Source organism: Actinomadura sp. 6N118 (assembly GCF_044326415.1).
In the GTDB taxonomy this organism is placed as follows: Bacteria; Actinomycetota; Actinomycetes; order Streptosporangiales; family Streptosporangiaceae; genus Spirillospora.
In genome coordinates, this window is sequence record NZ_JBIRAZ010000008.1 from 98,566 (window position 1) to 118,298 (window position 19,733).

25 protein-coding genes are annotated in these 19,733 nt (G+C 67.4%); 14 read left to right on the forward strand and 11 right to left on the reverse strand.

Annotation, left to right across the window (positions count from 1 at the left end):
- Position 1 precedes the first annotated feature (1 nt).
- From ACH34W_RS21895 to ACH34W_RS21905, 3 genes are all read left to right on the forward strand, one after another.
- Complete coding sequence (locus tag ACH34W_RS21895; protein ID WP_395962815.1) at positions 2 to 448, forward strand: heat shock protein transcriptional repressor HspR; 447 nt, start codon at positions 2 to 4, stop codon at positions 446 to 448.
- Between the two features lie 49 nt (positions 449 to 497).
- A complete protein-coding gene (clpB, locus tag ACH34W_RS21900) occupies positions 498 to 3,101 on the forward strand; it encodes an ATP-dependent chaperone ClpB (RefSeq protein ID WP_395962816.1) in 2,604 nt (867 codons plus the stop codon).
- A gap of 433 nt (positions 3,102 to 3,534) precedes the next feature.
- On the forward strand, positions 3,535 to 3,729 hold the full coding sequence (locus tag ACH34W_RS21905; protein ID WP_395962817.1) for a hypothetical protein: 195 nt from the start codon (positions 3,535 to 3,537) through the stop codon (positions 3,727 to 3,729).
- 120 nt (positions 3,730 to 3,849) lie between these two features.
- Here ACH34W_RS21905 and ACH34W_RS21910 read toward each other — a convergent pair whose 3' ends face one another.
- Together ACH34W_RS21910 and ACH34W_RS21915 are read right to left on the reverse strand one after the other, a co-directional pair.
- Entirely contained in the window at positions 3,850 to 4,032 is a 183-nt protein-coding gene (locus tag ACH34W_RS21910; protein ID WP_395962818.1) for a hypothetical protein, read from the reverse strand.
- 171 nt (positions 4,033 to 4,203) lie between these two features.
- Positions 4,204 to 5,232, reverse strand: a complete 1,029-nt coding sequence (locus ACH34W_RS21915; protein ID WP_395962819.1) for a right-handed parallel beta-helix repeat-containing protein — start codon at positions 5,230 to 5,232, stop codon at positions 4,204 to 4,206.
- A gap of 178 nt (positions 5,233 to 5,410) precedes the next feature.
- On the opposite strand from ACH34W_RS21915, the gene ACH34W_RS21920 reads away from it, so the two are divergent.
- From ACH34W_RS21920 to ACH34W_RS21935, 4 genes are all read left to right on the forward strand, one after another.
- Positions 5,411 to 5,578 (forward strand): hypothetical protein, encoded by a 168-nt coding sequence (locus tag ACH34W_RS21920; RefSeq protein WP_395962820.1) that lies wholly within the window; start codon positions 5,411 to 5,413, stop codon positions 5,576 to 5,578.
- 128 nt (positions 5,579 to 5,706) lie between these two features.
- Positions 5,707 to 5,907, forward strand: a complete 201-nt coding sequence (locus tag ACH34W_RS21925; RefSeq protein WP_395962821.1) for a DUF397 domain-containing protein — start codon at positions 5,707 to 5,709, stop codon at positions 5,905 to 5,907.
- Between the two features lie 105 nt (positions 5,908 to 6,012).
- Positions 6,013 to 6,819, forward strand: a complete 807-nt coding sequence (locus tag ACH34W_RS21930) for an SDR family NAD(P)-dependent oxidoreductase (RefSeq protein WP_395962822.1) — start codon at positions 6,013 to 6,015, stop codon at positions 6,817 to 6,819.
- A 198-nt stretch (positions 6,820 to 7,017) separates the two neighbouring features.
- Positions 7,018 to 7,698: a hypothetical protein gene (locus tag ACH34W_RS21935; RefSeq protein WP_395962823.1), complete on the forward strand. Its 681-nt coding sequence runs from the start codon at positions 7,018 to 7,020 to the stop codon at positions 7,696 to 7,698.
- Here the strand turns inward: ACH34W_RS21935 and ACH34W_RS21940 are convergent.
- Positions 7,693 to 10,941, reverse strand: a complete 3,249-nt coding sequence (locus ACH34W_RS21940; RefSeq protein WP_395962824.1) for an AfsR/SARP family transcriptional regulator — start codon at positions 10,939 to 10,941, stop codon at positions 7,693 to 7,695. The two genes, ACH34W_RS21935 and ACH34W_RS21940, sit on opposite strands and share 6 nt — an antisense overlap.
- Positions 10,942 to 11,052: 111 nt before the next feature.
- On the opposite strand from ACH34W_RS21940, the gene ACH34W_RS21945 reads away from it, so the two are divergent.
- Positions 11,053 to 12,048 carry an NADP-dependent oxidoreductase gene (locus ACH34W_RS21945; protein WP_395962825.1) on the forward strand — a complete coding sequence of 332 codons (996 nt, stop codon included), beginning with the start codon at positions 11,053 to 11,055 and terminating at the stop codon, positions 12,046 to 12,048.
- Positions 12,048 to 12,623, forward strand: a complete 576-nt coding sequence (locus tag ACH34W_RS21950; RefSeq protein ID WP_395962826.1) for an NAD(P)H oxidoreductase — start codon at positions 12,048 to 12,050, stop codon at positions 12,621 to 12,623. Before ACH34W_RS21945 ends, ACH34W_RS21950 begins: the two co-directional genes overlap by 1 nt.
- Before the next feature lie 43 nt (positions 12,624 to 12,666).
- Here ACH34W_RS21950 and ACH34W_RS21955 read toward each other — a convergent pair whose 3' ends face one another.
- Positions 12,667 to 13,053, reverse strand: coding sequence for a nuclear transport factor 2 family protein (locus ACH34W_RS21955; RefSeq protein WP_395963126.1), 387 nt, complete (start codon positions 13,051 to 13,053; stop codon positions 12,667 to 12,669).
- Positions 13,054 to 13,165: 112 nt separating this feature from the next.
- Between ACH34W_RS21955 and ACH34W_RS21960 the strand changes: the two genes are divergently transcribed.
- Genes ACH34W_RS21960 through ACH34W_RS21970 form a run of 3 tightly spaced genes read left to right on the forward strand, consistent with a single transcriptional unit; the run spans position 13,166 to position 15,606 of the window.
- On the forward strand, positions 13,166 to 13,774 hold the full coding sequence (locus tag ACH34W_RS21960; protein WP_395962827.1) for a Uma2 family endonuclease: 609 nt from the start codon (positions 13,166 to 13,168) through the stop codon (positions 13,772 to 13,774).
- 7 nt (positions 13,775 to 13,781) lie between these two features.
- The gene (locus tag ACH34W_RS21965) at positions 13,782 to 14,135 is read left to right on the forward strand and encodes an RNA ligase family protein (RefSeq protein ID WP_395963127.1); all 354 of its coding nucleotides are present in this window, start codon (positions 13,782 to 13,784) and stop codon (positions 14,133 to 14,135) included.
- A 10-nt stretch (positions 14,136 to 14,145) separates the two neighbouring features.
- Entirely contained in the window at positions 14,146 to 15,606 is a 1,461-nt protein-coding gene (locus ACH34W_RS21970; RefSeq protein WP_395962828.1) for a hypothetical protein, read from the forward strand.
- Here the strand turns inward: ACH34W_RS21970 and ACH34W_RS21975 are convergent.
- The 6 genes from ACH34W_RS21975 to ACH34W_RS22000 are packed head-to-tail and all read right to left on the reverse strand — an operon-like array spanning position 15,599 to position 17,997.
- Complete coding sequence (locus tag ACH34W_RS21975; protein WP_395962829.1) at positions 15,599 to 15,826, reverse strand: hypothetical protein; 228 nt, start codon at positions 15,824 to 15,826, stop codon at positions 15,599 to 15,601. The genes ACH34W_RS21970 and ACH34W_RS21975 overlap by 8 nt on opposite strands.
- A gap of 38 nt (positions 15,827 to 15,864) precedes the next feature.
- A complete protein-coding gene (locus ACH34W_RS21980) occupies positions 15,865 to 16,101 on the reverse strand; it encodes a hypothetical protein (protein ID WP_395962830.1) in 237 nt (78 codons plus the stop codon).
- A 37-nt stretch (positions 16,102 to 16,138) separates the two neighbouring features.
- Positions 16,139 to 16,354 carry a hypothetical protein gene (locus ACH34W_RS21985; protein WP_395962831.1) on the reverse strand — a complete coding sequence of 72 codons (216 nt, stop codon included), beginning with the start codon at positions 16,352 to 16,354 and terminating at the stop codon, positions 16,139 to 16,141.
- Between the two features lie 38 nt (positions 16,355 to 16,392).
- Complete coding sequence (locus tag ACH34W_RS21990) at positions 16,393 to 16,629, reverse strand: hypothetical protein (RefSeq protein WP_395962832.1); 237 nt, start codon at positions 16,627 to 16,629, stop codon at positions 16,393 to 16,395.
- A gap of 38 nt (positions 16,630 to 16,667) precedes the next feature.
- Positions 16,668 to 17,525, reverse strand: coding sequence for a hypothetical protein (locus ACH34W_RS21995; RefSeq protein WP_395962833.1), 858 nt, complete (start codon positions 17,523 to 17,525; stop codon positions 16,668 to 16,670).
- A gap of 10 nt (positions 17,526 to 17,535) precedes the next feature.
- Positions 17,536 to 17,997: an ATP-binding protein gene (locus ACH34W_RS22000; RefSeq protein WP_395962834.1), complete on the reverse strand. Its 462-nt coding sequence runs from the start codon at positions 17,995 to 17,997 to the stop codon at positions 17,536 to 17,538.
- A gap of 38 nt (positions 17,998 to 18,035) precedes the next feature.
- Between ACH34W_RS22000 and ACH34W_RS22005 the strand changes: the two genes are divergently transcribed.
- Both ACH34W_RS22005 and ACH34W_RS22010 read left to right on the forward strand, forming a co-directional pair.
- Positions 18,036 to 18,938, forward strand: coding sequence for a helix-turn-helix domain-containing protein (locus ACH34W_RS22005; protein WP_395962835.1), 903 nt, complete (start codon positions 18,036 to 18,038; stop codon positions 18,936 to 18,938).
- Positions 18,929 to 19,231 carry a DUF397 domain-containing protein gene (locus tag ACH34W_RS22010; RefSeq protein WP_395962837.1) on the forward strand — a complete coding sequence of 101 codons (303 nt, stop codon included), beginning with the start codon at positions 18,929 to 18,931 and terminating at the stop codon, positions 19,229 to 19,231. Before ACH34W_RS22005 ends, ACH34W_RS22010 begins: the two co-directional genes overlap by 10 nt.
- Here ACH34W_RS22010 and ACH34W_RS22015 read toward each other — a convergent pair.
- Positions 19,228 to 19,725 (reverse strand): hypothetical protein, encoded by a 498-nt coding sequence (locus ACH34W_RS22015; RefSeq protein ID WP_395962838.1) that lies wholly within the window; start codon positions 19,723 to 19,725, stop codon positions 19,228 to 19,230. The two genes, ACH34W_RS22010 and ACH34W_RS22015, sit on opposite strands and share 4 nt — an antisense overlap.
- Positions 19,726 to 19,733 lie beyond the last annotated feature (8 nt).

A 19,733-nucleotide genomic window follows, 5' to 3' on the forward strand; every position in this document is an offset into this window, starting at 1 on the left:
CATGGACCCGTTCGGCGACGACACCCCGGTCTATGTGATCTCGGTGGCGGCGCAGCTGTCCGGTCTCCATCCGCAGACGCTGCGGACGTACGACCGGCTCGGCCTGGTCTCTCCCGGCCGCACCGCGGGCCGCGGCCGCCGCTACTCGATGCGCGACATCGTGCAGTTGCGGGAGATCCAGCGGCTCTCCCAGGAGGAGGGCATCAACCTCTCCGGCATCAAGCACATCCTCGAGCTGCAGCGCGACAACATCCATCTCCGCGAGGAGCTCGCCAAGGCGCACGCGGCGATCGACGACCTCGCCAACGAGCTCGAGTCGACCCGCGCCGTGGCGGCGCGGCTGGCGCAGCAACGCAGGCGCGGCGACGTCGCCGAGTCACCGGGCACCGACCTCGTGCCGATCCGCCACACGGGCGTCGTGATCTGGCACGAACGCCACTCTGACTGACGACGCCACTCTGACTGACCATCACAGATCACGGGGCGAACGAAGAACCATGGACAACAAGCTGACATTGAAGAGCCGCGAAGCGCTGACCGTGGCGCTTCGCCAGGCCGCGGGCGAGGGCAACCCACAGGTCGAGCCCCTTCATCTGCTCGCGGCGCTGCTGACCGTCCCGGAGGGCACCACCGTGCCGCTGCTGAAGACAGTCGGCGCCGACCCGCAGGCGGTGCGCCGCCGGGTGGAGGAGCAGCTCGCCCAGCTGCCCAAGGCGTCCGGTTCCACCGTTCCCGAGCCGCGCCTCTCCGGCCAGCTCCAGCGCGTCATCAACACCGCGCAGCACCGAGCCGAGGAGCTTGAGGACGAGTACGTCTCGACCGAGCACCTCCTGGTGGGCCTGGCCGCCGACGGGGGCCCGACGGCCGCGCTCCTCAAGGAGTTCGGTGCGACCCCGCAGGCGCTGCTCGACGCGTTCAAGGACGTGCGCGGCAACGCCAAGGTGACGAGCGAGAGCCCGGAAGACACCTACAAGGCGCTGGAGAAGTACGGCGTCGACCTCACCTCGGCGGCCCGCGAGGGCAAGCTCGACCCGGTCATCGGCCGTGACACGGAGATCCGCCGTGTCGTTCAGGTGCTCTCCCGCCGCACGAAGAACAACCCGGTCCTCATCGGCGAGCCCGGCGTCGGCAAGACCGCCGTCGTCGAGGGCCTCGCCCAGCGCATCGTCGCCGGTGACGTGCCCGAGTCGCTGCGCAACAAGCGGCTGATCTCGCTCGACCTGGGCTCGATGGTCGCGGGCGCCAAGTACCGCGGCGAGTTCGAGGAACGCCTCAAGGCGGTGCTCACCGAGATCAAGGAGAGCAACGGCCAGGTCGTCACGTTCATCGACGAGCTCCACACGGTCGTCGGCGCGGGCGCGGCCGAGGGCGCGATGGACGCGGGCAACATGCTCAAGCCAATGCTGGCGCGCGGCGAGCTGCGCATGATCGGTGCGACCACGCTCGACGAGTACCGCGAGCGGATCGAGAAGGACCCGGCGCTGGAGCGCCGTTTCCAGCAGGTCTTCGTGGGCGAGCCGTCGGTCGAGGACACGATCGCGATCCTGCGCGGGCTCAAGGGCCGGTACGAGGCGCACCACAAGGTGGTGATCTCCGACGCCGCGCTCGTCGCCGCCGCGACGCTCTCCGACCGCTACATCACCGCGCGGTTCCTGCCGGACAAGGCGATCGACCTCGTGGACGAGTCGGCGTCCCGGCTCCGCATGGAGATCGACTCGCGGCCGGTGGAGATCGACGAGCTGCAGCGCGCCGTCGACCGGCTCAAGATGGAGGAGCTGACGCTCGCCAAGGAGACCGACGAGGCGTCCAAGCAGCGCCTGGAGCGGCTCCGCAAGGACCTCGCCGACCGGCAGGAGCAGCTCGACTCGCTGAACGCCCGGTGGGAGCACGAGAAGGCCGGGCTCAACCGGGTCGGTGAGATCAAGGAGCGCATCGACCAGTTGCGCGGCGAGGCCGAGCGCGCCCAGCGCGACGGCGACCTGGAGACGTCCGCGCGCCTGACGTACGGTGAGATCCCGGCGCTGGAGAAGCAGCTGGCCGAGGCATCCGAGCAGGCCGAGACCGACAACGCCGACGCGATGGTCAAGGAGGAGGTCGGCCCCGACGACATCGCCGACGTGGTCGCCTCTTGGACCGGCATCCCGGCGGGCCGCCTGCTGGAGGGCGAGACCGCCAAGCTGCTCCGCATGGAGGACGAGCTCGGCAAGCGCCTCATCGGGCAGCGCGCCGCTGTGAAGACGGTCTCGGACTCGGTGCGCCGTGCCCGTGCGGGCATCTCCGACCCGGACCGCCCCACCGGCTCGTTCCTCTTCCTCGGCCCGACCGGCGTCGGCAAGACCGAGCTGGCCAAGGCCCTGGCGGAGTTCCTCTTCGACGACGAACGGGCCATCACACGCATCGACATGAGCGAGTACTCCGAGAAGCACTCGGTGGCCCGCCTCGTCGGTGCCCCTCCCGGCTATGTCGGCTACGAGGAGGGCGGCCAGCTCACCGAGGCCGTCCGGCGCCGGCCCTACTCGGCCGTGCTGCTGGACGAGGTGGAGAAGGCGCATCCCGAGGTCTTCGACATCCTGCTCCAGGTGCTGGACGACGGCCGGCTCACCGACGGGCAGGGCCGCACGGTCGACTTCCGCAACACGATCCTGATCCTGACGTCCAACATCGGCTCCCAGTTCCTCGTGGACCCGACGCTGGAGAACGGGGCCAAGCGCGACGCGGTCATGAACGCGGTGCGCAGCTCGTTCAAGCCGGAGTTCCTCAACCGGCTCGACGACGTGATCCTCTTCGACGCGCTGACGACCGACGAGCTGACCCGGATCGTGGACCTGCAGGTCGATCGCCTGGCCGCGCGCCTGGCCGACCGGCAGCTCGAACTGGAGGTCACCGACGCGGCCCGCGAGTGGCTGGCGCTGACCGGCTTCGACCCGCTGTACGGGGCGCGCCCGCTGCGCCGGCTCGTGCAGACCGCGATCGGCGACGAGCTCGCCCGGGAGCTGCTGGCGGGCGAGGTCCGCGATGGTGACCGGGTGGTCGTGGATCTCGACGAGGCCGCCGACACCCTCACTGTCAGCCCGGCGAAGGGCCTGTCCCTGGCCAAGTGAATACGCCGAGTGGCCGACCGTGTATACACCGAGTGGTCGGCCGTGTATGTATACGCCGAGTCATCGGCCGGCAGAGGCCGCCGCCCAGTGCTGTGGGCGGCGGCCTTTCGCATGCACAAGGCGGCGGCCTTTCGCATGCACACGAATTCTCCGGAGAAAGGGGTTGACGGGCGGGGGACTCGTATATAAAGTCTCCCGCATGGAGTCCTGATCCTCACGGTTGAGCACAGTCGCCGCTTCGCGCGGCCCGCTCCCATCGCATCGCTCCCGGCATGTCAGCCCTGGTTCTCTTCGTCCGCAGCAGACGCGTTCCCGCGTCCGCACCGGACGTGACCTTGTCCTGAACGCTCCGGCGAGCGCTCCTCGTCCATTTACCGGTCCGCCATGACCGCTATTCGGCGACCGTTCACAAGCGTGCTCGGAGGTTTATCTTATGCGTGCCCAAAACCAGGACCTCGCCAATATCCTCGCCGCCAAGAACCTGAGCGACAACGGCAAGAAGAAAAACAAGAAGAAGCACCAGCAGCGCAACGTCGACCCCAAGTCCGCCGCGGCCTTCGCGCGCGGCGGAGCGGGGCGCCGGAACGCCCGGCAGCTGCCCACCCGGCAGCTCAACCGGGGCCGCTGAGACGACGAGCGGGCCCTGGTTCCCATGAACCAGGGCCCGCTCGCCCCCCGTGCACCTTCCCCCGGCGCGTTCTTCTAGGGCGTCATGTGCCGTCCTTCTACCGCGTCATGTGCTGTCCTTCTACGGCGTCATGTGCTGTCCGCTGCCGGAGCCGGTGAACTTCTCGAACGTGTTCGCCGGGTGCGGTACGACCGACGACGCCGCGCCGAGCCCGATCAGGAGCGCGGCCACGGTCAGGCGCCGGCGCAGCCTGCCCTGGCCGCCCGCCGCGGTCCTGACGGCTTGCACATCGTGTCGGTTCATCGCCCGTTCCTCCGAAGATCGTCCTGCATCGAAACTACGGAACGGGCACAGCCGTCACTATCCGTTCAGCTCCCCAACTCGAGGTAGGGCTATCTCCCCCATGACCTAGGCATGCGTACTCAGGCAGCGACGTCTCAGATGGCGACGTCTCAGGCAGCGACGGCTCAGATCTCAGCGAGGGGCAGCGCCGTCCTTCACCGAACCGCTGCAGCCCGAAGCCGACTTGACGTGCGGGATCGTCTTGGATGAGCCCCCAGGGCGCTTGTAGCCCGAACGGCCGCTGTTCTTGTAGGCGTAGTTGTGCTTGGCGCATCGGCGGTCACGGGAGAACCACCAGTACGTGACCATCCCGTTGGAGCCCGCGTTCCGGAACTTGTTGGCCGAGGCGTAGACGTAGCTGCTGCCGTCGCTCATGCGGATCGGGTCGCCCGAGATCGTGTCGAACGTGTTGCCCTTGACGACGTTGTACGCCCTCTTGCTGCCGGAGCTGCGAACGGCGAAGTAGACCCCGTGCATGTTGCCGTACTTGTCGATGACCTCCAGCTTGCCGTTCACCCGCTTCTTGTAGCGCTGCGAGTTCTCCAGCCGCAGGAACGTGTTGCCGGTGATCTTCGCCGACCGGACGTTCTTGAGATGGACCGCGCCGAAACCGTTCTTGCCGCGGTTCTTCTTCCGCTTGGTGCCGAGGTCGCTGAACGTGGTCTTCCTGACCACGATGCCGCTGAGCGCCCCGCTGCCGCTGGCGAGCACGCCACCCACCGTGTAGTTCTTGATCCTGCAGCCCTCGACGCTGGACCTGGAGGTCCGCAGGGTGATCGCGTAGCCCGCGGCACCCTTGCCGTCCAGGGTCGCGTTCCTGCACTTCACCGCGAGGCTGGTGGCGGGCAGGTCCGCGCCCGGGTCGATCGAGCCGGAGTAGACGCCCGGGGCGAGCACCATCGTCGCCTTGGACACCCCCGCGCCTCTCGCCTTCACCACCCGCACCGCGTCGGAGAGCGTCCGGACGGCGCGGTCCGCGGCGAGACCGGCGCCCGCGGCCGAGGCCGTCGCGGTGTCGGCCTCGGCCGAGGCCGTCGCGGTGCCGGACGGGTTCACGTACACCGTGATCTCCGTCGGCGCCGCCGCGGCGGCGGGAGGCACGCCGAGGACGGTGCCGATGGCGGTCGCACAGGCAAGTGAGGTGGTGACGAGTGTGCGCATCGTGCTCCTCTGGAGGAGAGTGATCATCCGGGCGGTGCACATTGTTCACCACCGACCGGATCGCGAGGGTGTATCTGGCTACACCCCGGTTTCGGGAGCCTGCTCGCTCGTTCCGGCGATCCCCGTCCAGCAGAGTGGATCACGTTCCCGACAGCTTCCCGACCCGCGGAGGAATCCCGTGAAAGCCCTGCTCTGGATCGTGCTCGTCGCCGGCCTCGCCGCCAACGTCGTCTTCAGCCTCATCGAGGACGGCGCACTCAAGATCGCGGTGAACGTCACGACGGGCGTGCTCGTGCTCGCCGCCATCGCGGGCCTGGTGATGCTCCGCCACCGAAGCCGCTTGTAGCCGGGGCCCGCCGCGCCCGGAAAAACTCCGGTCCGATCGCCCGGTCCCCGGCATGTCTCTCGCCCAGAGGGCATGTAACGTACGTCGTACATTTGTTCATGGCGCGAGTGACAAACGGTGAGGAATTAATGGACCTGACCGGCGCAGTCTGGCGTAAGAGCAGCTACAGCGGCCCGAACGGCGGTAACTGTGTGGAAGTCGCCCGGCTCCACGGTCGGGTGATGTTCCGGGATTCGAAGAACGGCCCCGGCGGGCCGGTTCTCACCCTCGCCGACGAAGAGTGGCGCACACTGCTGCGGGCCATTCACCGCTCCCGGAAAACTTTCTGATTGAAACTGCAACCACCACGGGTCCGGTGGGGTTCGGCTAATTGAAAGCTCATTAAGAGCTCTCTCCGTCCACCAGGACGGGACCGTACCTCTCAAGGTGGGAATATGGACCTGCAGCTTTCCGGCCGTATAGCAATCGTCACCGGTGCGTCCAAGGGGATGGGTCTGGCTATCACCCGCACCCTGCTGGAGGAAGGCGCCCGCGTCGTCGCCGCCTCCCGCAAGAGCAGCCCCGAGCTCGACGCGCTGGCCGGGCCCAACCTCGTCCACGTCGCGGTCGACCTCATGGACGCGGACGCGCCGGGCCTGCTGGTCGAACGGGCGGTGGAGGAGTTCGGCGGGCTGGACATCCTGGTCAACAACGCGGGCGGCCCTCCGCCCGGGGTGTCCCTGCCACGTTTCGGTTTCCTGACGCCGAACGACGACGACTGGCGGCAGATGTTCGAGTTCAACCTCTTCTCCGTCGTACGCGCGGTCCGGGCCGCCATCCCGGTGATGCTGGAGCGCGGCGGAGGCTCCATCGTGAACATCTCCTCGACCCTCGCCCGGCACCCCGGCCCGATGAACTACGACTACACCGCCGCCAAGGCCGGCCTGAACACCCTCACCAAGGGACTGTCCGAGGAGTTCGGCCCTCAGGGCATCCGGGTCAATACGGTCTCCCCTGGCCCGGTGCGCACGGCGTGGTGGACCGAGGAGGGCGGCGCGGCCGACATCCTGGCGGGTGCCACCGGCGCCGACCGCGACGCCGTGATGGACACGGTCGCGCCCGAGATGATGAACCTCGTCACGGGCCGCCTGGTGGAGCCGCAGGAGGTCGCCGACGCGGTCGCCCTGCTGGTCTCGCCTCGTTCGGCCAGCACGACCGGTGCGGAGCTCGCCGTGGACGGCGGATTCCTGAAGGAGCTCTGACGACCTCTTTGCGCGGCTGAACGATTTCTCTTGCCGAACGGACGGGCACAATCGAGCCTGTAATTCGGAAGAGCCTGCCACTGGCCCGGAGGGCCGGCGACCCGGTCGGACTGCCGGGCGCACGCCCCCGGGCCGGGGCAGGGCGAACAGTCGCGGAAGACCTTCCGACCTGGGCCGTCCCGCCCTATGGTGTGCGGCGTGCCGAAAAGCGACACCCGAGTGAAGCCGCGCAAGCCTGGTCCCGAGGCGGCCAGGGTGAAGATCGAGCCCATCCGCCGCGCCCGGCGCCGGGAGCTCAGCCGCCAGGCATGGGCACGGCTGGGCCGGACGCAACTGATCGTCGCGAGCCCCCTCATCGTCCTCGTGGTCCTCGTGGCGATCGCGCTGACGGTCTACCCGCCGCTGTACGCGCTGTACGGCACGGCTGTGCCCGGTCTGGTGAACGAGGCCGGCGACAAGGGGCCGGTGTCGATGGGTGAACGGGTCGAGGCCTGGGGGATCTGGATCCCCTGGATGGCGATTCTCGGCTTCGTCGTCTGGCGCCAGATCCGGGCCCGGTTCGGCACGCCGTACCTGGCCGTCGATCCCCGCGGAATGTGGCCGGTCTTCGGCGGGCGGATCGAAGGCGGGCTGGAGTGGGCGCAGATCGCGGCAGTCCTCATCGAGGAAGGGGACGCGCCCCGTGCTGAACTGTTCCCGGTCGACGCCATCAAGGATTCGGACCGTCCGACCTTGCTGGACTGCTTTGTGGTCAACGCTCCACCGCCCGCGCCAAGACTGCGCGGAAAGCGCTATGTCATCGAGCTGCCGGAGGGCGAGTCCGCAGCTCTGCGGGAGGCCGTCGAACGGTTCGGTCCCGGCAAGCTGCTTTCGCTATAGCCCAGGACCGTCACTGACACCGCGTTCGAACCCTGCCGTATAGGCCTCATCACATAGGGCCTCGCGTACCGCAGCGGAGATGCGGTCCACATCTCCTCGTTCGGCCTTGGGCAGGGGAGCACCGACCGACTCGCGGAGAGCGGTGGCCGCCCCCAGCAACCGGGCCGCCTGCCCCGGCTCCCCGGCAAGCAAACGCACCCCAGCAATGCCTTCGAAAGCAAGCGCAACCGCACGCGGATCGCCGATCTTGCGGGCGGACGCGAGCCCGTCCAGATGGAAGGCAAGGGCGGCCTCGGCGTCACCGCGTTGCTCAGCCGCGAAGCCGAGCTCGGCCAACACAAGGGCCAAACCGGGTTCGCCGTCCACACCGCGGATCCACTCGACCCACTTACCGAGATGAGCCTCGGCCTGGTCGAACTTGCCCTGCCGCCGTGCGCTCAGCGCAAGGCCGACCTCGGCGAAGTGTTCGGCCACCTTGTTGGACTGCCCGGCGGCCAGCCGCATCGCCCGTCCGTGGAACTCGTCGGCCGCCGCGAAGTCGCCGGTGAGCAGGGCGATCCGGCCAAGTCCCGAGAGGCGGAACGAGGCGTCGGTCCAGAGTTCGAGCTCCTCGGCCATGCGCAGACCCTCACGGTGCAGCCGCGCCGCCCGGTCGTAGTCGCCCGAGATCTCGGCCAGCTCGCCGAGCGTATTGGTCGCCTTCAGCTGCCCCCACCTATCACCGACCTCACGGAAACCCGCCTCGCTTTCCGCAGCGTCCAGGCGTGCCTGCACAAGATCCCCACGTGCCCTCCCAACGGTGGCCCGCACACCCAAGGCCGCCGCGACTCCCCAGCGGTCCCCCAGCTCCCGGAACTCCTCAAGCGCCACGCCGACCAGCTCACTCGTACGGTCGAGATCGTTGAAACCGCGCTGCGCGAACCCCATGAACCATCGGGCCCGAGCACGCAGCACCGGATCGTCGATCAGCTCGTATTCCGCGCCGCCCCGTTCGGCACCGTCGCTGCCCAGCAACGCAAGACCCGCCTGCCACACCCGGGCCTGTGCGCGCCCCGCCTCCGGCCCGCCGTCAAGCCCGACCGCCCACTCCAGTGACCGCTGCGCCTCGGTCCACCTGCCGCGCAGATACCAATACCAGGCCAGCGCGTTGACCAGCCGCAACGCGCTCTCCGCAGTCGTCGCGCCCTCGAACGCGGCGCGCAGCTCGGCGGTCTCCCGGTCGAGCCGTTCGAGCCACTCCCGCTGGCGGGGACCACGCAACTCAGCACGCTCAGCCAGCCCGGTGTAGAACGCGAGATGCCTGCGCCGGATCTCCTCGTACTCCCCCGCCTCCCGCAGCCGCTCGACGCAGTACGCCTTGACCGATTCGAGCAGTCGGTAACGCGGGCCGTCGGCCACGAGGACGAGCGATCGGTCCACCAGCCGCGACAGCACATCGAGGACGTCCTCGCCGGTCACGTGCTCAGCCGACGCCAGCGTGAAACTGCCCGCATGAACCGCCAGCCGCCGCAGGACAACCTGGTCCGGCCCGGTCAGCAGCTCCCAGCTCCAGTCGATCATGGCGCGCAACGTCTGCTGGCGCGGTGGGGCACCACGCCGCCCGGACGTCAGTACGCGGAAACGGTCGTCCAAACGACTGGCCAGCTCCTCGACACCCAGCGCACGCACGCGGGTGGCCGCCAGCTCCAAGGCCAGCGGGATCCCGTCAAGCCGCCGGCAGATCGCTGTCACGACCTCTGCGTTCTCCGGCGTCAGCTCGAATCCGGACGCGGCCGCCGTCGCCCTGGCCACGAAGAGCCGTACGGCGCTGGACTCCGCGAGCGGCGGCACATTCCACAGCGTCTCCCCGTCCACCCCGAGCGGCTCCTGGCTCGTAGCCAGAATGCGCAGCTCAGGCGCCGCCTTAAGGAGCGATTCAGCCAAATCCGCAACAGGCTCAATCACGTGCTCGCAGTTGTCCAGCACCAGCAACAACCTGCGCCCGCGCAGAGCACTCTCCAGCTGACCGCCCAAATCCCCAGCCTCGTCATCACGGATCCCAAGCGCCGTCGCGACGACATCGGCCGGTGTGGCGCTGGACGCAGGTTCGAGCCCCGCCAGCTCGACGAGCCAAACCCCATCGGGGAACGCACCGGAGGCCGCCCGCGCCGTCTCCAAGGCAAGCCGGGTCTTGCCGACGCCGCCGGGCCCGGTGAGCGTGACCAGCCGCGCCTCGTCCAGCAGCCCGCGCACCTGCCGTACCGCATCCTCCCGCCCGACGAGATCGGTCAACGAGGCAGGCAAGTTGCCCCGCACAGCCCCTTCCGAGCCAGAAGCACCCCCCGACCCAATCGCGCCACCCAAGCGCGAAGCGCCACCAGCTCCAGAACTGCCGACTGAACCAGATGTGCCACCGGGGCCAGGCAAGCCACCTGAACCAGAAGAGCCACCATCTGGCGCCAAACCGCCCCCGGACCCAGAACCGCCGCCGGACGCAAAACGAAACGAGTCGAGGGCAGGGTCCTGGCGGAGGATCGCGTCGTGGAGGATGGCGAGCTCGGGGCTTGGATCCAGGCCTAGCTCGTCGGCCAGCCGTTCGCGCAGGTCGGCGTAGCTCGCGAGCGCTTCGTTCTGCCGTCCTGCCTGGTAGAGAGCGCGCAGATGCACGGCGCGCAGACGTTCGCGGAGTGGATGCCGGGCCACCAGGTCGCCCAGCTCGCCGAGCAGCAGGATGTGCTCGCCCAGCTCCAGCCGAGCGTCCGCGTGCTCCTCCAGGACGGCGAGCCGTTCTTCCTCCAGACGTGTCGCTGCGGGGCGCACGAACTCCTCGTCGGCGAAGTCCGCGTATGCCGGGCCCCGCCACAACGCCAAGGCCCCAGCCAGGAGTTCCGCCCTGGCACGGAGATCATCCGTCGCCCCCGCCTGCTCGACGAGCGCGCGAAAGCGCGCCATATCCACAGCCTGTGGATCCACTGCCAGCAGATAGCCGGGGGCCCGCGAGACCACTAGTTCCCGTGCCCCTGGCTCGGCGGCCTCCAGGGCACGCCGCAACTGCGACACCCGCGTCTGGAGCGTGTTGATCGGATTGCGCGGCAGCCGGTCGCCCGTACTCCACAGGTCATCGATCAACCGGTCGACCGACGCCGGCCGCCCCTCGTACGCCAGGAGGTCGGCGAGCAGCGCGCGGACCTTCAGTTCGGGGAGGCGAACGGGCCGCCCGTCGTCGGTCCAGGCGGCGAGCGGACCGAGCACCCCGAATCGCATGAACGCAGGTTAACCGCCGCTGCGGGTCGACCTACAGCGGACCTACAGGGGACCCGAAGCGCACACCGACAGAGTGAGGACATCGAACGAAACACCCTGCGAAAGGCACTGATGATGATTTCCCGTGAGATCCGCCTTGCGTCCCGCCCCACCGGCGAGCCGGTGCCGGACAACTTCGAGCTCACCGAGGTCGAAGTCCCACAGCCGGGCAAGGGCCAGATTCTGGTCCGCAACACCTGGATGTCCGTGGACCCCTACATGAGGGGCCGCATGGACGACGCCGAGTCGTACATGCCGCCGTTCCAGATCGGCGCGCCGCTGGAAGGCAGCGCCGTCGGTGAGGTGATCGCCTCCGGTGACCCGGGCATCCCGGTCGGCGCGAAGGTGACGCACTTCCTGGGCTGGCGCGAGCACGTCGTCCTGAACGTCTCAGACGCCGTCGTGATCGACACCGGCCTCGCCCGCCCGGAGGACTACCTTGGGGCGCTCGGGACAACGGGCTTGACCGCCTACCTGGCCGTCACCGACATTGCTCCGGTTAAGGAAGGCGACGTGGTCTTCGTCTCCGGCGCGGCGGGCGCGGTGGGCAGCGTCGCCGGCCAGCTCGCCCGCAAGCTCGGCGCGGCCAAGGTGATCGGCTCGGCGGGCGGCCCGGAGAAAGCCAAAAAGCTGGTCGAGGACTTCGGCTTCGACGCCGCGATCGACTACCGGACCGGCGATCTCCCTGCCCAGCTGGCCGAACATGCTCCCGAGGGCATCGACGTCTATGTGGACAACGTCGGGGGCGACCACCTGGAGGCCGCCATCGAAACACTCAACGTCCACGGCCGCGTCGCACTGGTCGGCATGATCAGCGAGTACAACGCGCCGGTCCCAGGTCCCCGCAACCTCTACAGCGCCGTCACAAAGCGCCTCACCCTGCGCGGCGTCCTGGTCACCGACCACCTCGACCGTTTCCCCGAGTACATCGGCAAGGCCGCGGGCTGGCTCGCCGACGGCACCCTGCACACCGAGGAGACAGTGGTCGAAGGCCTGGAGAACGCCCCGGCCGCCTTCCTCGGCGTGCTGCGCGGCGCCAACACCGGAAAGATGCTGGTGCGCCTCTGATGAACAAGGCACTGCTGGTCGTCGCCCACCCCCGCCGCGACTCCCTCACCGCCCAGGTCGCCGAGCAAACCCGTGATCACCTAACCAAGAACAACTACACGGTCGACGTCCTCGACCTCCACGCCGAAGGCTTCGACCCGCGAATGACCCTGGAGGACGAACCCGACTGGACCAACCGCGACAAGCCCTACTCCGCCGAAGTCCGCAACCACATGAAGCGAATCGACGCGGCCGACTTCATCGTGGTGGTCTTCCCAGTCTGGTGGTACGGCCTCCCGGCCATCCTCAAGGGCTGGATCGACAGGGTCTGGAACTACGGCTTCGCGTACGGCCGCAGCAAGGCGCGCCTAGCCGAGAAGCGCATGCTGTGGCTTGGCCTAGCCGGCGAGTCCCAGGAGTCGTACGCCGAACACGGCCTGAACGACCTCTTGGCCCGCCAACTCCAGGTCGGGATCTCCAACTACTGCGGCATCAAAGACGTCTCGGTGCAATTCATCTACGGAACGATCCCCGACGGCAGCACACCCACCGACCCCCTGACCACTGCCGACACTGTCCTAACCACCTTCATCTGAAACATCCTGGCGGCGCCCCAATCCGATGGGGCGCCGCCAGACGTCAGCTAAGGAAAAGCCTGCCCGCAGGCTCCTGATGCCCCTCAGTCACGTGCCAGTAATCACGCACCTCGGCGACAAGCCCGTCCGGCGCAAACCGCACGAACGCACACCCCGCCAGAGTGATCGGCCCGTCAGCGAGCACCCGGAACTCCACCACCGCCCGGTCGCCATCGACGATCGGCGTCCCGAACCGCACGTCCGACGCAGGCTCCTCAGCGAAGCTCGCCCGCAGATACTCAACCAACGCAACCCGCCCCACATGCAGCGGTCGGAACGGCATCGACCGATGAACACAATCCTCCGCGTACAACTCGGCGATCGCGTCCACATCAGACCGAGCCCACGCCGCCTCCCAAACCCTCGCAAACCGTTCCGCAGCCTCCCGCATGTCCACCCGTCCAAGAAATCACATTGCCCAAGCCCACAGCATGGAGCGGCCACCGGGAGACTTCTCGATAGGCTGCTGAGCTGGATGACCACGTTCGCAAAGGAGCATCGCAATGCCGCTCCCCGTTTGGGCCACGGATCCGTCCAGCCTGCTGATCACGGAGGAGGAGTACGAGGCGCTGCCCGATGAGGTCTGCAAGAGCATCGAGGTCGTGGACGGCAGGGTGGTGTTCTGCGAGTCTCCGACGCCAGAGCATCAACTGGTTTCCCGCAACCTGACCATGGCCTTGCTCGCCGTCCGGCCTGCCGAACCGTGTCTCACGGTGCTTCAGGACACCGACATGCGCTATCGGCATCGCAATCCACACGTCGTCCGAACTGGGAAACGCTTCACCTTCCGCCGCCCGGACGTCAGTGTCCTGCGGTGCCTGGATCGGGGAGCCCGGCTCTGGTCGGATGACGTGATCACAGCCGTCGAGATCACGTCCTCGGACGAGGAGGTGGACTTCAACGACAAGCGTGCCGAATACGCAGCCCAGGGCATCCCCGTCTACCTGATCGTGGTCATGGACGGAGACCGGATCGGTTCGGTCGAAGAGCATCGCCTGGACTGGAGCGGCCGCAACTACCAGCTGGCTGCGGTCCATCGCGGATCCCTGGTCACCGAGCTTCCCGAGGGCATCAAACTCAACGTGTCTTTCGACGAGCTAGAACAAGTCTGACCGCCAACTGGCGTACGGAGCGAACGGCAAAGGCGAGCGCCCCGGCTACGCGGTGTTCGACGTCGCGGTCTCCACCGACGCCGGCATCCGCTGGCTGGACCCCGCCGATCTCACCGAGATCCTCACCACCGTTGGCCTCCCATCCGCCCCCGTCCTCGACGCCGGCCCGTACAACGCCGACGCACTGATGGCCCTGGCCAACGGCCGCGAAACCATCTCGGGCAAGGACGCGCACCTGCGCGAAGGCCTGGTCGTTCGAACGGCAACCGATCGCTACAGCCCCATCACCGGCGGCCGGGCGATCGGCAAGTTCGTATCGCCCGCGTACCTCACCCGCAAGGGCGGCACCGAGTACGAGTGAAAGGCGAAAAGTGGTAGCCGGTTTCCACAGTTTCTTCTGGAACAACAGCGACCTGGACGAGGAGTTGAATCAGGCGCTCGACGAGCTGATGGAGCCGACGGAGGAGGGCGCGTACCTGCGCGCGTTCAGGACCATGCTGCACAGCGGCGACACGGCCGCCGCAGGTATCGCGCTCGACCACTTTCAGTACTCCGGCGCGCTGACCCGCTTCGGCGGCGAGAGCGTGGTCGAACAGTATGAAACAGAGGTGCTCGCCGTAGCGCGCGACCTCCTCCGGCAGCCGCCCATGCCGGACGGCTCCAACCACGCGAGCGCCCTCAACGCGATGATGAACATCGCCGAGCCGGCGGACGCCGACCTGATCGCGGACGCCCTGGAGACCACGAACGGCAACGTGCACGACCCCGCGTGCGCAGCGGCCGGCACGGCGCTCGCCAGGAGTGACGTGCCGAGCCCGCGCCTGCTGGCGGTCCTCGCCGCGCTGGCGTTCGACGAGGCCATCGACATGGAGGACCGGACCAGGGCGCTCTCCAGCGTGGCCGAGGCGGACTGCCCTGAAGCGATCCGCCTGCTGATCCGGGCGACCGAGTCCCCCGCACTCGAAATGCAGGTCGCGGGTGCGGTGGGCCTCGGCATCCATGACCGCCTGCCCGTCCACCGCGAGCTGCTCGAACGCCTGGTGGCGACGTGGCCGGAGGAGGCGGGCTATCAGGCGATGGTGCTCCGTGACCAGCTCACCGGCTTCCACAGCACTCATTGGCGCGGGCAAGAGCTGGACGACCCTGAACTTCGCCTCGCCCACCAGGAGTTGATGTTCCCGTCCGGGGAGGAGACCTACCGCCGCGCGTTCCGTGCCCTTCTCGCCGGCGACCACCCCATGGCCGTCGGCGTCGCTCTCGACCACCTGGAAAGCTACGAAGGCCTTCGGAAGGTCCTCGACGATGTCGACGAGTACCTGCCCGAGGCCCTGACCCGTGCCCGCGACCTGCTCCGGCAGTCCACCTTGGTCTCCGCTCACCTGAGCGCTCTCGATCTCATCGGCACCGCCCACGGCGAAGCCTCAGACGCCGAACTGATCACAGACCTGCTAGCCGGAACGCCATCGGAAGACGTTCGCCACAAGGCTCTCTGGGTCGCCGACGGAATCCTGCGCAGCCACCCGGATACCGAACTCATCGACGTCGTCAGCCGCCTGGCGTCTGATCAACATCACTCCGGGACGGCCCTCCGCGTGCTCGGCGAGACCCCCGGGCCCGAGGCGAACGCAGCCATCGTCGAAGCTCTGCACAACGACGACTTCTCCGTCCAGCTGAACGCCGCCTGGGAGCTGTCGCACGCCGACCGCATCGACGACCACCGCGAACTCCTCGCACAGGTCATCGAGTCCTGGCCAGCAGATATGACCGGCCGCTCAGGTTTCCTCGCCAAGCAGATCCGCCAGCGCCTCCAGGAACCACGCCCAGTCAACTGAAAAGCTCAGCGGTAGCCTCCATCGTGGCCGCCCGCCTCACCCACTCCTGAAGCTGGTCGATGTCGCAACACGAGGTGATGCGCTCGCGCTCCACAGCGCTCACCTCAAGGCCACGGGCATTTAGAACGGTCAACAAGGCTCGTCGCTCACCCTTCTCTTCGCCACGGCGTTCATGTTCTTTAGCGAACGGGCTGCTCGCGGGCCAGGGAGCGGACTTCATGATCTCCTCCAGGACGCGTTGCTGGCGGTCGCGGCCGGTCAGCTGAAAAGGTCGGCGGTCTTGACGGCCGTTTTCGCCTGTTCGATCCACTTTCGAAGTTGATCGACGTCATGGCACGAGGTAATGCGTTCGTGCTCCGCAGCGCTCACCTCCAAGCCACGGATGTCCAGCAGGGCCAAGAGGGCTTCCGCAGCCACCTCGCAGCCTTCCTCAACGCCACGGCCGTAGTGTTCTTTGGCGAACGGGGTGCTGACGAGCCAGGGCGAACGTTCCATGGGGTGCTCCACAGCGCATTGCGGCCGTCGTGGCCGTTCAGCTGAAGACGTCGGCGGTGGCTTCGACCTTGACCGCCCGCCCGATCCACTCCTCAAACTGGTCCTCGTCAGAACACGAGGTAATGCGCTGGCGCTCCGCAGCGCTCACCTCCAGGCCACGGGCATCCAAGAGGGCAAACAAACTCCGCCGCATGCCCTCCGCGAGCTGTTCTTTGCCGAACGGACTGCTGACGATCAAGGGCGAGGGCTTCAAGGTCTCCTCCAGGACGCGCTGCAGGCCGTCGCGACCAGTCAGCTGAAGAGGTCGGCGGCGGCTTCAACCTTGTCTGCCCTGTCGATCCACATCTGAAGTTGGTCGATGTTGGAGCATGAATTGATGCGTTCGCGTTCCGCAGCGCTCACCTCGAGGCCGCGGACGTTCAGCAGGGCCAACAAGGCGCGTGCGGCCAACCGTCGGCCCTCTTCGCGACTGCGGCTTTCATGTTCCTTAGCGAACGGGCTGCTCGCAGGCCAGGGAGCGGGGCTCATGATCTCCTCCAGGACGCGTTGCTGGCGGCCGCGGCCAGTCAGCTGAAAAGGTCGGCGGTAGCCTCGATCGTGACAGCCCGCTGTACCCACTCCTCCAACTGGTCGGCGTCCGAGCATGAGGTGATGCGCTCGCGCTCTGCAGCGCTCACCTCCAGGCCACGTGCATTTAGCTGGGCCAACAAACTCCGCTGCATACCCTCCGCGAGCTGTTCTTTGCCGAAGGGACTGACGATCCAGGTCGAGGACTTCATGGTCTCCTCCAGGAGGCGTTTGACCGGTGTCGTGGCCATACCGTAGGCGTGTTCATAGTATCGCCCAGCGTAATCATTGTTCGCCAGTCCGCTGGTGAAGGCTTCCGTGGCCTTCCTGTCTGGGCCGTGCGCCCCAATGCCCAGGGTGGCCAGCTCAGGATGTGCCGCCACCTCGCTGGGATCGGTGATCACCGGGATCTGATTCGGGCCGAGGACGAACGGCTGGCAGATGTAGCCGGGCAGCTTGGTGTGGATCGGTTCGGCGTAACGGGACGCCACGGCGTCCTTGGGGCAGATCACCAGAAGGGTGACCGGGCGCTGCAGCTTCAGCCAGAGAGCCGCCGCGTAGCGAGGTAGCTGATCACGCTTGCGCGCGTCCCATTCCTGCTGGAACTCAATGATGATCGCGTGTGCGGGGTCCTGCGCTGGGCCCAGCGCGATCACCTTGTCGGCCTGCAGGTCAGACGATGGGCGGGTGTTGAACGTCCCGTCCATCACGCGTGCCGGAGCGCCGACGGGTAGCTCCACACGCAGGAGGTCGGTGAGGATCTCGGCGGCGAAGGCGGGCCGTTCGTCGAACAACGCTCCCAGCGCATCATGTCGATTGGAGGGCATGTCGCGGAAAGTTAGCATGCGGATACGCATAGTGGTGAATTTATTGACCGGCTGGCCACGCGACGAGCTCGAACCAGACGACCTTGCCCGCACCCTCGGTCAGGTGAACGCCGTGGTCGTGTGCGACCGTCGCGACCATGAGGAGGCCCCATCCGGATTCCCGGAGCTCGCCCACCTCGTCCCGCGCGTGCGGTAGATCGCGGCTCGGATCGTGCACCTCCGTAAGCAGGCGATCTCCGTCTCGGATGAGCGACAGCCCGAGCTCTGTCCCGGGACGTTTGCGGCCGACGTGGACGACACCGTTGGTCACGAGTTCGGACGTCAGCAGCTCGGCGTTGTCCATCGCCGCCGCGTCCGCCTCGTACAGCTCCAGCACGCCTCGTACTTGATGCCGCGCCACCTCGACCGCCGCCGGGCACGCGGGCAGTCGCACGCTCAGCAGGACCGACAGCTCTTCACAGCGGCAGCGCCCCCGCCGCCCCGCACCACACGCGTCGTACACGCCGGACTCCCTCCGGATGACTTCCGAGGCTTCCCAGCGTGGACGTGAACGATTACCGTGTGTGCACGGATCATCACAAGACCAACAACCTTGAAGATCACCGCGCGCTCTTGAAGGTCGTTGAACTCCACCCCCCGGAGAAGCCAATGACCGACCCGTACAGCCCGAAAGCCATCTGGGGCCGCGAACTCCGCCACTACCGCGAAACCGCCGGCTACACCCAGTCCCAGCTCGCCGCTCTGATCAACTTCGCGCCCTCGCTCATCAGCGGCATCGAGAACGGTCACGTCCCGGCCGTACCCGAGTTCGCCGAAGCCTGCGACGAGGTCCTCAACACCGGCGGCGCACTGACGCGCGGCCTCGACTACCGCAAGTCCAAAACGGAGCGCTACCCGCCCTGGTTCGGCGAGTGGCCCATCATCGAGACCAAGTCGACCGTGCTGCGCACTTACCAACTGTCCGTGGTCTACGGCTTGCTGCAAACGGAGGCGTACGCGACAGCGCTGTTCGACGGAGATAAGGAGGCAGTTGACAGCCGCCTAGAGCGACAACACGTGCTCACGCGCGAGGAGCCCCGTCCACCAAAAGTGCGCTTCGTGATGGATCAGGGCGTCCTGTACCGCCCTTTCGGGACTGCCGAAGTCATGCAGGAGCAACTGCTCCATGTCGCAGGCGCCGCAGAAGCGTCTTCCCGGGTCAGCGTCCAGATCCTCCCCTACGGTTCGAACACAGGGCTGCTCGGCTCCTTCGTGCTTGCCACTCTCCAGGATGGGAAGGGCGAGGTAGCTTACGTAGAGACGGCCGTGCGCGGGCAGATCCTTCGCGCCCAAGAGGACCTCGAGCACCTCAACGACGCCTGGGAAACCCTCCGCACGGACGCACTCCCAGAGCGTGACTCCCTTGAGCTCATTCGAAGAACGGCGGAAGAACGATGGACCTGACCGGCGCCCTATGGCAGAAGAGCAGCCACAGTGGTCCAAACGGCGGTGACTGCATCGAGGTGGCCGCGTGGCGCAAGAGCAGCCGGAGCGGCTCCAACGGCGGTCAATGCGTCGAAGTGGCCGCGTGGCACACGTCCAGCCACAGCGGCTCGAACGGCGGTGAATGCGTCGAGGTGGCGCCGTTGGCTGGGGTTGTTGCTGTGCGTGACTCGAAGGACCCCGATGGGCCGGCGCTGGCGTTCAGCCATGAGGCTTGGCGTGCGTTCACCGGTCGCCTGAAGAGCGACGACTAGATCAGGCCGAGTCGCTGAAGCGTCTCCTTATCCCAGGGGAGGATCGACGTGTCGGTGAAGAGGGCCTGATAGACGCGGACTGTGCCCGGGTCGGCGTTGAAGAGGTTGAGGTTTACCGGCTGCTCCATCTCCTCACGGGTCAGAAGCTTGAGACCCGCGCTGGAGAGCTTGTTGATGAGCCAGCGTTCCTCTTCGAGCAGACCCGGGACCGTCGCGGTGAGGATGGTGTCCCATGACTTGCCGAGGCGGGCGAACGCCGCGTAGGGGCCAACGAGGGAGATAGTGAGAACCCAGCGTCGGCCCTCGCGGTCCAGGCCGTACATGAAGCCGTGGTCGTCGTCCGGGTCGGTGTCGTCCTCGACCTGGAAGACCTGGCCGACCTCTTCCATGAGCGGCGCGTACGGGCGCGCTTCCAGACCCGACGCGATGAATCCGAAGTGCGGCTCCGAGAGGGAGCCGTAGGCGCTCTCGATGCGTCGCAGGATCTCATCCACTGTGCGGT

Bases quoted from the DNA above. Each gene is read 5' to 3' on its own strand.
- ACH34W_RS21980 (WP_395962830.1), bottom strand. From the start codon at position 16,101: ATGGAACGTTCGCCCTGGCTCGTCAGCACCCCGTTCGCCAAAGAACAC.
- clpB (WP_395962816.1), top strand. From the start codon at position 498: ATGGACAACAAGCTGACATTGAAGAGCCGCGAAGCGCTGACCGTGGCG.
- ACH34W_RS21990 (WP_395962832.1), bottom strand. From the start codon at position 16,629: ATGAGCCCCGCTCCCTGGCCTGCGAGCAGCCCGTTCGCTAAGGAACAT.
- ACH34W_RS22010 (WP_395962837.1), top strand. From the start codon at position 18,929: ATGGACCTGACCGGCGCCCTATGGCAGAAGAGCAGCCACAGTGGTCCA.
- ACH34W_RS21945 (WP_395962825.1), top strand. From the start codon at position 11,053: ATGATGATTTCCCGTGAGATCCGCCTTGCGTCCCGCCCCACCGGCGAG.
- ACH34W_RS21925 (WP_395962821.1), top strand. From the start codon at position 5,707: ATGGACCTGACCGGCGCAGTCTGGCGTAAGAGCAGCTACAGCGGCCCG.
- ACH34W_RS21960 (WP_395962827.1), top strand. From the start codon at position 13,166: ATGCCGCTCCCCGTTTGGGCCACGGATCCGTCCAGCCTGCTGATCACG.
- ACH34W_RS21975 (WP_395962829.1), bottom strand. From the start codon at position 15,826: ATGAAGTCCGCTCCCTGGCCCGCGAGCAGCCCGTTCGCTAAAGAACAT.
- ACH34W_RS21950 (WP_395962826.1), top strand. From the start codon at position 12,048: ATGAACAAGGCACTGCTGGTCGTCGCCCACCCCCGCCGCGACTCCCTC.
- ACH34W_RS21895 (WP_395962815.1), top strand. From the start codon at position 2: ATGGACCCGTTCGGCGACGACACCCCGGTCTATGTGATCTCGGTGGCG.
- ACH34W_RS21905 (WP_395962817.1), top strand. From the start codon at position 3,535: ATGCGTGCCCAAAACCAGGACCTCGCCAATATCCTCGCCGCCAAGAAC.
- ACH34W_RS21955 (WP_395963126.1), bottom strand. From the start codon at position 13,053: ATGCGGGAGGCTGCGGAACGGTTTGCGAGGGTTTGGGAGGCGGCGTGG.
- ACH34W_RS21910 (WP_395962818.1), bottom strand. From the start codon at position 4,032: ATGAACCGACACGATGTGCAAGCCGTCAGGACCGCGGCGGGCGGCCAG.
- ACH34W_RS21995 (WP_395962833.1), bottom strand. From the start codon at position 17,525: ATGCGTATCCGCATGCTAACTTTCCGCGACATGCCCTCCAATCGACAT.
- ACH34W_RS21940 (WP_395962824.1), bottom strand. From the start codon at position 10,941: ATGCGATTCGGGGTGCTCGGTCCGCTCGCCGCCTGGACCGACGACGGG.
- ACH34W_RS21930 (WP_395962822.1), top strand. From the start codon at position 6,013: ATGGACCTGCAGCTTTCCGGCCGTATAGCAATCGTCACCGGTGCGTCC.
- ACH34W_RS21915 (WP_395962819.1), bottom strand. From the start codon at position 5,232: ATGCGCACACTCGTCACCACCTCACTTGCCTGTGCGACCGCCATCGGC.